The organism is Zongyangia sp. (assembly GCF_965361945.1).
The window spans coordinates 1-12,579 of record NZ_CBDTOK010000118.1 but is presented as its reverse complement, the minus strand read 5'-3'; the positions used below and the strand labels follow the sequence as shown (position 1 = coordinate 12,579).

At 47.6% G+C, this 12,579-nt stretch carries 15 protein-coding genes; 7 read left to right on the top strand and 8 right to left on the bottom strand.

Translation table 11 applies throughout. The features are described 5' to 3' along the window. The 7 genes from ACZ25G_RS07735 to rpiB all read left to right on the top strand — a co-directional run. Nucleotides 1-475, top strand: a 475-nt coding sequence (locus tag ACZ25G_RS07735; protein ID WP_463682070.1) for an ImmA/IrrE family metallo-endopeptidase, incomplete at its 5' end; no start/stop codon positions are given. A gap of 25 nt (nt 476-500) precedes the next feature. Next, nucleotides 501-1,787: an ATP-binding protein gene (locus ACZ25G_RS07730; protein WP_463682069.1), complete on the top strand. Its 1,287-nt coding sequence runs from the start codon at nt 501-503 to the stop codon at nt 1,785-1,787. Beyond that, nucleotides 1,784-2,362 (top strand): hypothetical protein, encoded by a 579-nt coding sequence (locus ACZ25G_RS07725; RefSeq protein WP_463682068.1) that lies wholly within the window; start codon nt 1,784-1,786, stop codon nt 2,360-2,362. Before ACZ25G_RS07730 ends, ACZ25G_RS07725 begins: the two co-directional genes overlap by 4 nt. A gap of 602 nt (nt 2,363-2,964) precedes the next feature. Then, complete coding sequence (locus tag ACZ25G_RS07720) at nt 2,965-4,488, top strand: phosphohexomutase domain-containing protein (RefSeq protein WP_191483142.1); 1,524 nt, start codon at nt 2,965-2,967, stop codon at nt 4,486-4,488. 54 nt (nt 4,489-4,542) lie between these two features. Continuing rightward, nucleotides 4,543-5,211: a D-allulose 6-phosphate 3-epimerase gene (alsE, locus tag ACZ25G_RS07715; protein WP_191483141.1), complete on the top strand. Its 669-nt coding sequence runs from the start codon at nt 4,543-4,545 to the stop codon at nt 5,209-5,211. A gap of 25 nt (nt 5,212-5,236) precedes the next feature. Next, nucleotides 5,237-6,157 (top strand): allose kinase, encoded by a 921-nt coding sequence (alsK, locus tag ACZ25G_RS07710; protein WP_463682067.1) that lies wholly within the window; start codon nt 5,237-5,239, stop codon nt 6,155-6,157. 42 nt (nt 6,158-6,199) lie between these two features. Next, complete coding sequence (gene rpiB / locus ACZ25G_RS07705) at nt 6,200-6,646, top strand: ribose 5-phosphate isomerase B (RefSeq protein ID WP_342681548.1); 447 nt, start codon at nt 6,200-6,202, stop codon at nt 6,644-6,646. A 44-nt stretch (nt 6,647-6,690) separates the two neighbouring features. Here rpiB and ACZ25G_RS07700 read toward each other — a convergent pair whose 3' ends face one another. From ACZ25G_RS07700 to ACZ25G_RS07665, 8 genes are all read right to left on the bottom strand, one after another. Continuing rightward, entirely contained in the window at nt 6,691-7,116 is a 426-nt protein-coding gene (locus ACZ25G_RS07700) for a DUF3021 domain-containing protein (RefSeq protein WP_463682066.1), read from the bottom strand. Then, nucleotides 7,113-7,568, bottom strand: coding sequence for a LytTR family DNA-binding domain-containing protein (locus ACZ25G_RS07695; RefSeq protein WP_463682065.1), 456 nt, complete (start codon nt 7,566-7,568; stop codon nt 7,113-7,115). Before ACZ25G_RS07695 ends, ACZ25G_RS07700 begins: the two co-directional genes overlap by 4 nt. A 173-nt stretch (nt 7,569-7,741) precedes the next feature. Then, nucleotides 7,742-9,502 (bottom strand): Rqc2 family fibronectin-binding protein, encoded by a 1,761-nt coding sequence (locus tag ACZ25G_RS07690; protein ID WP_463682064.1) that lies wholly within the window; start codon nt 9,500-9,502, stop codon nt 7,742-7,744. 13 nt (nt 9,503-9,515) lie between these two features. Continuing rightward, complete coding sequence (locus ACZ25G_RS07685; protein ID WP_463682063.1) at nt 9,516-10,607, bottom strand: Nif3-like dinuclear metal center hexameric protein; 1,092 nt, start codon at nt 10,605-10,607, stop codon at nt 9,516-9,518. Continuing rightward, nucleotides 10,573-11,316: a class I SAM-dependent methyltransferase gene (locus ACZ25G_RS07680; protein ID WP_463682062.1), complete on the bottom strand. Its 744-nt coding sequence runs from the start codon at nt 11,314-11,316 to the stop codon at nt 10,573-10,575. The genes ACZ25G_RS07685 and ACZ25G_RS07680 overlap by 35 nt, the downstream gene beginning before the upstream one ends. A 2-nt stretch (nt 11,317-11,318) precedes the next feature. Continuing rightward, nucleotides 11,319-11,522, bottom strand: coding sequence for a DUF1858 domain-containing protein (locus ACZ25G_RS07675; RefSeq protein ID WP_191483134.1), 204 nt, complete (start codon nt 11,520-11,522; stop codon nt 11,319-11,321). Between the two features lie 187 nt (nt 11,523-11,709). Further along, complete coding sequence (locus ACZ25G_RS07670) at nt 11,710-11,994, bottom strand: zinc-ribbon domain containing protein (RefSeq protein WP_191483133.1); 285 nt, start codon at nt 11,992-11,994, stop codon at nt 11,710-11,712. A 146-nt stretch (nt 11,995-12,140) separates the two neighbouring features. Beyond that, nucleotides 12,141-12,579: sigma-70 family RNA polymerase sigma factor (locus tag ACZ25G_RS07665; RefSeq protein ID WP_463682061.1), on the bottom strand; the 439-nt coding region annotated here is incomplete at its 5' end.

Below are 12,579 nucleotides of genomic sequence, written 5' to 3'. Positions count from 1 at the left end.
GTTGATTCCTGTTATAATGAAACAGCGGGGGATCATATTCGAGGAACGAGACGAGGATGATGAAGAGTTCTGCGGCGTATATATGGTGGTGAACCAGACAAAAATCATCTTTGTCAATGCCAATCTTCGAACATCTCGCAAACACTTTACCATTGCCCATGAGTTGGGTCATCATTACTTAGGACACCCATTACAAAACGGCGCTATTATCTGTGATAGTGATAGCGTTTTTGGAAAAAATAAGCCGGAACAGGAAAAAGAAGCAGACTATTTTGCAGCTTGCCTCCTGATGCCGGAAAATCTGGTCAAACGAAAGCGGACAGAGTTTTTTAATGATTGCTCGAAGCAGACAACGCTTTTCCTGGAAGATCAGCAGCTGGAACAGCAGCATCAATTGCAGCGATATCTGAGTGACTGCTTTCAAGTGTCAATGGAGGCTATGGGATATCGCCTAGACGAATTAAAGCTGGTATAGCACCAGCGATAGAGGAGGACACACAATGAAGCTAACTTTGAAAAACATTGGCAAAATAGGGACAGCTTCAGTTGAGATCAACGGTATCACAGTAATTGCCGGTGAAAACAATACCGGTAAAAGCACAGTTGGAAAAGCACTATACTGTTTATTTACTGCTTTTCATAACATTAATGATAAAATAGTTGAGGAACGGAGCCTATCGATCTATCGAGCTATTTCTGCTCCATTTAGAAAAAGACGTGCTAATATCCCCATGGCCCCCAATGGCCTTAGGAGGATTGCAGAGGAAATTTGCAAAAATCGAACAAGGTACATTGACTCTACAGATGAACTGAGAAAAGTTCTGGAGGGAATATATAAAAATAACGAAGTTTATGATATTGGCATAGAAAATGGTGCAGAAGATAGTATAGATGCAATTTTTAGCAAGGTTTTTTCGTATTTGAAACTAGAAGATAATACTATTAAAGCTAATGTTTTAAAAAACATTTTGCAGTCAGAATTTAATATGCAAATAAGCCATGTGAACGCTCAAGACTTGTCGAGTTCGATGGTGTTGGAATTTCATGGCGAAAAGTGTATAAATGTTGAGGTAGTAAATAACGAAGCTATCAATATTAAATCTGCTATTGATATCTACAGCAACTTGGCCTATCTTGAAGATCCTTTTGTTATTGATGAATTGGCAAATGATTTGCCCTTCAGATTTATTCGCTCCGAAAATCATAGGACTAAATTGATAGAGATGCTTACACAAAAACGCAATAGATCCATTGTAAGCAATGTGATTGAAGAGATGATCGTGTCTGAAAAATTAGAGCAAATTTTTGATATTTTAAACCATATATGCGAAGGAAATCTTACAAAGCAAGAAGATGGTTATTTTTATACCTCTGCAAAGTATGATGCACCCATAGCCTTGTCCAATATCTCCACAGGATTTAAAACCTTTCTGATTTTGAAAACATTGTTAATGAATGGAGCTATTGAAGAAGGTGGGACTATTATTTTGGATGAGCCAGAGATTCACCTTCATCCAGAATGGCAACTTGTATTTGCGGAATTGATCGTATTGATTCATAAGGAATTTGGTATCCACGTCCTGTTGAATACGCATAGCCCATATTTTTTAAATGCCATAGAAGTTTACGCGGTAAAACACGGCATAGACGACAAGTGCAAGTACTATTTAGCTTCTTCAAATGCTGAAGTTTCTAACATCGAAGATGTCACAAATAATATTGAGGCTATTTATAGTAAATTAGCTAGACCGCTGCAAGATTTAGAAAATGAAAGAGGTCAGCTATGATTAATTTAGAATTATACCCGATTCTCTTGGATAATAGAAAATCGCTTAGAGAAACCTCAAAAGATACTAGCGACCCAAATGACATCCAATACATGACATCTTCAGAAACGGAAGTTGTGAATTTTGATTTGGTTAAGAGGCATTATGCAAATGGCTTTGGACTTTCTGAAGAAGTTGTAACATCGGTCGATGCTATTGTCCCTTTTGAAAACGGAATACTATTTGTTGAATTTAAAAATGGGAAGGTTAACAACCGAGAAATTAAAGATAAAGCACGAGATAGCTTGTTAATTTTTCTTGAAATCATTGGGGAAGATTTGGCTTTTTCTCGTGGAAATATTGATTTTGTTGTGGTTTATAACCTTGAGAAAAATCCTTTACCTAGACAAGTTCAAAAAGGGCAATTGCAAGAAACACCATCAAGGGTTTCTATAGCTAATCACTTTATGGAGAAAGCAAAAAAAGAGTTTATTTGCTTTGATTTGGAACGGTATGAAAGGATATATTATAGAAACATTCATACATATTCCAAGGAAAGATTTGAAGAATATTTGCAGACCTTGAGACTTGGCTGACAGCCAAATTGTGCAAATTGATTCTATGGTGAGCAAAGCAGATATATAATTGCTGGAAGATGCACGATATGGTATAATTGCGTCACGAGGTGGAGGTGATGACCTCTACTGCTGGCAACATCATGGCAACAAAAAATCAGATAGCCTCTACTATCTGAATAATGAAAATAATGCCGATACCCTGAGCTAAATCCCATAAGCAAATCTGTTTAGAGAACTTATGGCAGGAGCGAATGGGAATGATTTCAGAGGCCAGAAAAAGCCCGTGATTACTGGATTTTCTAAACTGGTATTTCCTTTATCGCAATATTTTTATTACCCATAAAAAAGAGCCAACCGATTTTATTTTAAATCGGTTGGCTCTTTTCTGTCTGCAAGACAAGCTGTTGATACGTGGAGCAATGCTGAAATATTTTTCCAAGTTTTTCCTCACCATAATATGAATTATTAAGAGATTCATTATTTCTCATAAATCATTGCCTCTTTCCTATCATGCGTGGTATAATTTTTAAATAACGGAAAGCCTCAGCAAACTCACTTTCCGTGTCGTAGTGTTATTTTATAATCTACACTGATAAAAATAAAGATAAGGAGACGTCAGCATGGGTATGGATTTAAGAAAGCTGCAAAACGGAAGCGATATCCGAGGGATTGCCGTCGACGGAGTAGCCGGTGAAAAGGTGAACCTTACCGACTCCACTGTATTTTTGCTTGCCAAGGCATTTGCTCTTTGGCTGGGACAGCGCGCCAAAATGCCACTGACCATTGCTGTGGGACATGATTCCCGCATTTCTTCTCCGGCGTTAAAAAAAGCTGCTTGTGATGCTTTGATCAAAATGGGTTGCCATGTATTTGACTGTGGATTGGCTTCCACCCCATCTATGTTTATGTCGACTGTCTTTCCTCAGTTTGACTGCGATGGTGCCATTATGATTACAGCAAGCCATCTGCCCTATAACCGCAATGGCATGAAGTTTTTCACCAAAAAAGGTGGATTGGATAAAACCGATATCTCTGCCGTCATCACCTTTGCAAACGGCGAAATTGCTGAACCTGGCGGAGGTTCCCTGCAGGAGGCTGACCTGATCGGTGTGTATTCTGATTTTCTGGTACACACCATCCGCAAAGGTGCCAAAATCCGAGAGCATTATGAACAGCCTTTGGCCGGCTTGAAGATCCTTGTAGACGCTGGCAACGGAGCTGGTGGATTTTTTGTAGAGAAAGTTTTGAAACCTCTGGGCGCCGATACCACTGGGAGCCAGTTCTTGGAACCGGATGGAACTTTCCCCAACCACATTCCCAACCCGGAAAACGAAGAGGCAATGCAATCTATATCGGCGGCTGTCCGCAAATACAAGGCGGATTTGGGTATTATCTTTGACACTGACGTGGATAGAAGTTCCGCTGTGGATAAAAATGGACGTGAAATTAACCGCAATGCTATTATCGCCCTGGTCACCTCCATTATTTCGGAAAGTCACCCAGGAACAACTATTGTGACCGATTCTGTCACCTCAGATGAATTAACAGATTTTATCGAGAAAAAATGTGGTTGTGTCCATCATCGGTTCAAGCGGGGTTACCGCAATGTAATCAATGAGGCTATCCGTCTTAACGATACCGGCGTGGATTGCCAATTGGCCATTGAAACCTCGGGACATGCCGCCCTGAAAGAAAACTATTTTTTGGATGACGGCGCTTTTCTTACCGCTAAAATTTTAATTAAAGCCGCTCAGATGGCCCAGGAAGGCAAATCAATCGATAGCCTGATCTCTGATCTACGCCATCCCCTGGAAAGTGAAGAAATCCGGATCAAAATTCTGGCAGAGGATTTCTCGGTCTACGGAAAAATGGTGCTGGAAACTGTGAAAGCTTACGCCGACAGCCATGCCGACTGGCAGGTAGCCCCAGTTAATTATGAAGGCATCCGTGTCAACTTCGGCAAGGAAGATGGCAATGGTTGGATGCTTGTCCGGATGTCCCTTCATGATCCCCTGATCCCCATTAACATAGAGTCCAATTCACCCGGTGGCTGCAAAGCCATGGCCCGCAAGCTTTTGGAGGTCATTGGCACCGGCTTCACCCAACTAGATCTTACCCCCCTCAGCGATTTCGCCCAGGCATAAATTATCTAAAATCAATTGATACATAGCTTTAGTCAAAAGGAGTGTTTCCCTTTTATGAAATTCTCTCCCTCTCTCATGTGCATGGATGCTCTGGATATCAGAAACGGCATCCTTTCCATCGATAAAAAGGCTGATCTTTATCATGTGGACATCATGGATGGCCACTTTGTTCCTAATCTTGCCATGTGTCCGTCCCAAGTGGCCGCCATCCACAGTATTTCCCGTGTCCCCATCGACTGCCACCTGATGGTAGATCGTCCCCAGGATTATGTGGACATTCTTATCAAAGCCGGCGCTACCTATATTTGTCCTCACGCCGAGACTCTGGGAGGCCAGGCTTTCCGTCTTATCTCAAAAATTAAGGAAGGCGGTTGTAAGGCGGGGGTCGTTCTCAATCCAGAAACCCCATTGAGTGCCATCCAGCACTATCTTTCCCAGATTGACATGTTGACCATTATGACAGTGGACCCAGGGTTTGCGGCTCAGCCCTTTATCTGGGAGATGATCGAGAAGATCCGGGAGGCCAAAGCACTGCGGGAAAAATATGGTCTGAACTTCCTAATTCAATCTGACGGCGGCTGCAACGAGGCCACCTACAAAGCGCTGACGGAAGCAGGCGCTGATGCCATGGTCATGGGGTCAACCAGCCTGTTTGGCAAGAGCCAAGATCTCTCCGAAGCCTGGGATAAAATGGTACAGGCTTATCAAAAGGCAATCCAATAACAGAGAAAGGACGGTGGCTCTCTCGATGGCAGATCAGTCCTATGTATTGGGCATAGACATCGGCGGTACGAATTTCCGTCTGGGATTGGTAAAATCCGACCTCTCTATCGACCATTTTGAAAAAAAATCCAGTTCTATTTTGACTGGTGGGGATGGCATAGCAAATCTGGCCCAGGAAATTGACAATTATATCTCCGCTCATACCCAAAAGGAACAGATTGAAGCGGTTGTCGTCGGCTTTCCTTCCTCGGTATCCAAGGATCGTACCACCCTTTATAATACCCCTAATCTTGCTGGATTTAACAATATGGATGTGGCCCATCCTCTTCGAAAAGCGCTGGGGCTGCCCGTCTATATTGAAAAGGATGTCAACCTTCTGTTGCTTTACGACATTCACCAGCTACAGCTGGATCCTTCTAAGAGTATCCTGGGCTTTTATGTGGGCACCGGTTTTGGCAACGCGCTTTATCTCAACGGTGACTTCTATACTGGGAAAAACGGTGCTACCGGCGAGTTAGGGCATATTCCTCTTTATGGGCTGGACAAGCGGTGCAATTGCGGGAATCTAGGCTGTGCGGAGACCATCTGTTCCGGCATGGGCCTGAATGCTATTGCCGCTCAGCACTTTCCAGAAGAGGAATTCTCCAAGCTCTTTGTCAATCACGGGGCAAGCGAGGTTTTGCGGCAGTATGTGGCTACATTGGCAATCCCCATTGCCACCGAGCTGACCCTTCTCGACCCTGACTACGCGGTCATTGGGGGCGGGGTAGTCGCCATGGAGGGCTTTCCTCAGGAATATTTCGTCGAGTGTATCAAGGATCGAACCCGTAAGCCTTATCCAGCTTCCAACCTGGATATCCGCTTTTCGAAAGGCGCCCAGCAAAGCGGCGTCATCGGCGGCGCCCTCTGCGCGAGGCGGATCATTTCCCGCCGTACGAAAGACTAAGTTTGTTTTATATTCTCATTACTATAAAAAGGAGGCATTGCTATGATCGCATTTGGAAGCGACCATGTTGCAGTGGAACTAAAAAAAGAAATCATGGAATTTGTCAAAAGCAAGGGGTATGAGTGCAAGGATTTCGGCACCTATACCCACGATAGCTGTGACTATCCTGTTTACGGAGAAGCAGTAGCAAACGCCGTAGTTTCCGGCGAATGCGACCGGGGTATCCTCATCTGCGGTACCGGCGTAGGGATCTCCCTGGCGGCCAATAAGGTACCCGGGATCCGGGCTGTGGTTTGCAGTGAGCCCTACACCGCCAAGCTCTCCAAGGAGCACAACAACACCAACATTCTGGCCTTTGGCGCCCGTGTGGTAGGCTCTGAACTGGCCAAGATGATTGTAGAACAGTGGTTGGACGCTGAGTTCTTGGGCGAACGCCACCAGCGTCGTGTGGACATGATTACCGCTATCGAAGAAAAACACAGTAAATAGCATATAAAAAAATAGGAGGCCATCCTTGCATGGCCTCCTGTTTTTTATACATTATTTTTTTGTTGGAGGACCTCATTAAGCCTTCTGCACTGGGCTCGGTTATAAAGATAAAAGCCCAGCCAGATCAGCCCGGCAATTCCCAATGCGATTCCAACAGAAAGAGCAGCATAGTGGAGCTGAGTCGAAATCCAGCCCATGAAAAAAGCTACACAAACATAAGCCAGCATACCCGTACCCATATGCACAAGGATCTGTATCGGCATGCTCCAGCCATCTTTGTCATAGACAAAGGACATAATACTGAAGACTATGCCGATGAAAAGTGAGGCCAGAAAGTTTTCCGCATACTGTGCGAAAACTATCTGTAATACTTCTTCCGAAGCGATGACCAGAAAAGCCAGCATGGTCAGATTGAATAAAAACGAACCCAGAGCAACACCAACCAACAGTCTTTGCACCCATTTCTTCATCGCATTTTCCCTCCCAGTCCTAACGCCTTTTTGAAGGCGGGCAGAAATTTTCGTGAAATACATTCTCTCTGTCCTCCTTGGGTAACCAGCTGCATCAGCCCTCCCAAGGTGGGTTCCACACACTGAATGTATGCCAGATTAACCAAAGCCCCTTTGGAGATGCGCAGAAATTCAGGAGAGAGTATTTCCTCTAGCTCATAAAGCCGGCGCCGGATTTCATAGCATTCCCCCTGCTGGGTATAAGCCATGGTTCTTTCCCTTTCCACCCGGATTAGTTCCAACTTCTCCCGGCGCAACGGAAAGATGCGTCTCTCCCTTTCGCCGTTGAGTGTTCTTTCTTTGTCGCCGGAAAGCCACCTTACCGCATTTTGAATCTCATCGGTTACCTCTGCCGTGTGTATCTCGGCCCAGGGTTCCTGACATCCCGGTTCCAGTTTGATCTCCGTTTTCATGGTCCGCCTCCTCTCGCCTTTATCTTACCCGCTTTTGTCCGTGGTGTCATCCCTTTTCCGGTAAGTGGCTCAAATTGCAGGGTAAAATGCAAAACTGCCCGGGGGAATTTCCCTCCGGGCAGTTTTTATTTCATTAATCTATTTCTATATTCCAATCTTTTGTCTCTACTTTCCTATTTAGACACCCTCAGCCTTTCCACCAAAGCGGCGTCTGGATCCACCACCGCCGTCTGGAAGTTTTCGTAGATCACCATCCCCGGTTTTGCCCCCGGCACCTTTTTCACATTCTTAATCAGGGTGTAATCCACCGGCACCTTGGCCGAATCCCTGGCCTTGCTGTTGTAAGCGGCAATCACTGCCGCCTCCTCCAGCGTCCGGTTGGGAACCTCCCTTCCCTCCGTGAGAATCACCGTATGGGAGCCAGGAATCTTTTGGGTGTGAAACCAGACGTCAAAGTTTCGGCTGTCCTTGAGGGTAAGCCGGTCGTTCTGGATGTTATTGCGTCCGCACAGGATGGTAAATCCGTCAGAAGAACAGTACCGCAGGGGAGAAAGTTTCTCCGGCTTCTTCCCTCTTCTTCGATCGTGGCGGATATATCCTTGCGAGGACAGTTCCTCCCGGATAGCAGAAAGTTCGCTTTCCCCTGTAGTGCGGGTCACCAAATCGAAGACCGATTCAATGTAGACCAGCTCCTCTTCCCCTTTGGTGATAAGCTCTCCCAGCTTCTCCTGGGCGGTGGCCGCCTTACGGTATTCGGTGTAATAATGCTGGGAATTTTGGATGGGGGTGCGCATGGGATCCAGTGGGATTTCCACCAAAGGACACCCGTCCTCATAAAAGTTTTGCAGCACCGCCTTGGTCTGCCCTTTCTGGATCTGATGGGCGCTGGCGGCCAGCAGGTCGCCGTAGATGCGCAGCATATCCCGATTTTCACATTCCCGCAGTTCTTCCCGCTGGGTGGCGATTTTGCGGGTGATCCGCTCCGAAGTGTTCATCAGCATTTTCAGCAGATCGTGGGAACGCTGTTTCATCCGCTCAATCCGGTCCCGTTCGCTGTAAAAGCTATCCAGCAGCTGGGACGGGCTTTCAAATGACTGGGTCAGCATACTGGTTCCATACTCATGGACTGGGATAAAGGCAAAGTCTTTCGGCTTCCCCTTAAGATCTGTCACCATGGTATACTGGGGCGTTCTTTTCTCCACCGTCTCCCCCAGCTGGCCCAAAAAGAAGCGAAGGCGATCCAGCTGCCCCTCCCTGAGTTCGCTGACCGTCATATCCAGCCCGCGGGTGGCATAGAATGCCGCCTCCCTCGCGATGATGGGGGAAATCCCCTGAATCTGTTCCATCAGGGCTTTGGAAAGTTCCACATCCCGGCCGGCCCGCATGCCGTCAATGATGTCATCCGGCGTGTGGCGCAGCAGGCTCTTTTTATTCTGTTGCGGAGGCAGGGTATAGTGCATACCCGGAAGCACCTGGCGCACAGAGGACATGCTCTCATCAATGCGTTTGACAGCATCCAGAATCTTGCCATCCCGATCGGTGATGATAATATTAGAATGCCGGCCCATAATCTCACAGACGACGGTAATGGTGGTCAGATCCCCCATTTCATTGACCGTTTCAAAGTCGAGAAACAGGATACGTTCCATGCCGTCCTGCCGCACACCAATCAGCTTTCCGGAGCCCAGATGCTTTCGCAGCAGCATGCAGAACATGGGAGGGGCTTTGGGATTTTCTAAATCAATCTTTGTAAAATGGATGCGGGGACTGGCAGCCGAGGCGGAAAGGAGCAGTCTCGCCGTTCCACCCCGGAAGCGGAGCACCAGAACAATTTCCTCCCGGGAGGGCTGATAAATCTTATCCACCCGGGCCTCCATCGCCACATCTTCTATTTCCTCCTTGAGAAAACTCAAGTAAATTGCGTCAAGGGCCAAAAATTTTCACCACCTAAAAAGTGTAGACCACCGGGTCCATGTTGGATTGTGGCAGGAGAAAACGCACATCGGAAAATCGGGTCTGCAAAAGGCCCCGCAGCCGGGGAATCACCACATTTTCGGTGGCAAAGTGTCCCGCGTCGATGAGAAGTATCCCCAGCCTGTCCGCCTCCAGCCACAGATCATGCTTCACATCCCCCGTCACCAGGGCATCCGCGCCGGCAACCACCGCGGTATGTAACAGACTGCCTCCTGCGCCTCCGCAGACAGCTACCCGCTGAATCTGTTTGTCGATCCGGTTAGAGCGGACCATGGGCGTATCCAAAGCATCTTTGACATGAAGTGAAAACTCTTCCGCCCCCATGTTCTCCTCTAACATTCCAATCCGTCCCAAACCATAGGGAACCTCTATCCCGGCGTTTTCAAAAAGATCGTAGGCCGGCGTCTCATAAGGATGAGCAACCAAGAGGGCCTTGATCACATTATCCTTATCCTTCTCACTGACAATCATCTCGATTTTAAACTCTTCCACCCGCGCAAGCTCTCCCGGCTCGCCTATAAAGGGAGATGCCTTGACAGATGGCTTGAAGGAACCTTCCCCATCGCTGATGAAGGCGCAATCGGTATATTCCCCCAAGCTCCCGGCTCCAGCACGGGCCATGGCGCTGCGCACCTGCTCCACCTGCTGGGCTGGTACAAAGGTACAGATCTTATAAAACTTTTCCCGGCCGCTGGTCTCGAGAATTTCCATCTGCTGAAGGCCTAGGGCCTTGGCAAGACAGTCGTTGACCCCCAGCTGGGCAACATCCAGATTGGTATGGGCACAGATGGCTGTCACCCCCTCCTGGATGAGCCGGTAAACCAAATCCCCGGCCATCACCCGCTTCTGGGGATGAAAGATTACCGGATGATGGGAGATCAGAAGATCTGCTCTTTTCTCCACCGCCTCGCTGATAACAGCATCGGTAATGTCCAGAGCCACCATGGCCACCGTCACCGGCTTATCCTGATCCCCAACCAACAGGCCGGAATTGTCCCAGCTCTCCTGCCGGGAAAAGGGCGCCAACCCATCAATATACCGGTATATGTCCATCACCTTGGTCATGGTTTTCTCCCCCTTTTTCGATAATCTTCCGAATTTTCTCCGCAATTTCGTTATATTCTTTTATTTTATTACTATTTGTATTACTGTTTTTCAGATTTTCTGCAATGTCCTGGGCGATTTTAGCCTGATGGCGCAGATAATCCCGGGAATCAGGAGCATCATCCCAGGGCAGAGCACCGGTGAGAGCATAGATCCTGTCCGGGACAAAGCATTTCCCTGTAAAGGTAATGTCCATGACAGTATAAATGAACTTTCCTACCCGGACCCCCCGCTCCCTGTGGATAGAAAAACCGTTCTCACACAGTGCCTTTCGCAGGTCATGAGCCTTGGTCATAGGGGAAAGCACCAGGTGCTTATCCCCTGTCCGCAACCAAGGGGTTTCCAATACAATCCGGGCGATAAGATCCCCGCCCATACCGGCGATCACAATGTCGTCGACATCCTCGGAGTCCAGCCCCGCCAGCCCGTCGGTCAAAATCATCCTCATCCCACGGGTAACACCGTACCGGACCGCGGTTTCCCGCGCCCGTTGCAGGGGCCCTTCGTTGATATCGCAGGCCAGAGCCTGCGGGCACTTTCCCGACGCCACCAAGACCGCAGAAAGATAGCCGTGATCACAACCGATATCCGCCACCCTTTTCCCCGGCCGTACCCACTGGGCAATCAGGGAAAGCCTGGCATCCAGACGGGGGATTTTCTTTTCCGTCACGCCTATTTCTCCAGGAACTTATTGATGCGCTCTACCATTTCGTCTGCATCGACGCCATGGACCATGCAAGCCTCTTCCAGGCTTTCCGCCCGGGAAGCAGGGCACCCTAAGCAGTGCATCCCCATCTGGATCAAGAACTGGGCGGTTTCCGGCTCCATCTGGAGCAGATCGCCGATCAATGTCTCTTTTGTTACCTGTCTTTCCATGTCCATTTCCTCACTTTCTTGATGGCCAATGTTCATATACAACTCTGGCCAAGACATTTATGTTTATTATAATATGGCACCCAAAGGATTGCAACATCCCTGTCTCCCAGAAAAAGAAAGGGATGCCCTGGAAAAATCCAAAGCATCCCGGTTGTGCATTTTATTTGAACGTATTCAAAACCAATGCTTACAGCTGCTGCTCCTCTTTCATCTTGGCAAAGCACTCGCTGCAGTAAACAGGTCTGTCTTCACGGGGTCTGAAGGGAACTCTCGCCTCTTTGCCACAGGCCGCGCAGGTTGCTGTGAACATCTCTCTCTCGGGTCTGGAGGCGTTTTTGCGCGCATCGCGGCATGCTTTGCATCTCTGGGGCTCATTGACAAAGCCTCTGGAAGCATAAAACTCCTGCTCGCCTGCGGTGAATACAAACTCTGCGCCACACTCTTTGCATGTTAATGTTTTGTCTTCGTACATCTTTTTTACCTCGCTTACATTGGATAATAAAATTTGCCCGGGACGGATTTGAACCGACACCTTTGCACCTACAACGCTCTACCTTTGAGCTACTAGGGCATATATGTGACCTGTGCTGACGCCCAGATTCGCACTGTTTGCGGCGTTTATTTCGCCGACCTAAGCTTTCGTCTTACTCGTTGCAGGGCATTATCAACTGCTTTCGGTGTAGATTTCAACTGCCGGGATATTTCCGCGTAGGTAAAACCGCCGATGTAAAGCATGAGAGCTTCCCGCTCAAACACAGACAAAAGATCCTCGATTTGTTGCTTTTTCTCCCGTATGGACTCCCGCTCAATCACAATATGGGCGGGATCCTGGGCACTGGGATCGACTCCGGTCAGCTCTGCTTCCACAGAAGCATCCCCTTCGTCGATGGATACGTAATTCTGGAAAGGCTTGTGCTTCAGGCTCATTTGCGCCTGGGCAGCGGTAGCGATCCGGCGGTTGACACAGAGATTCGCAAAGGTTTTAAACGAGCTTTCCCGTTCCCTTTGATAGTTTCTTACAGCGCCAATAAAGCCGATCATTGCCTCCTGATAGATG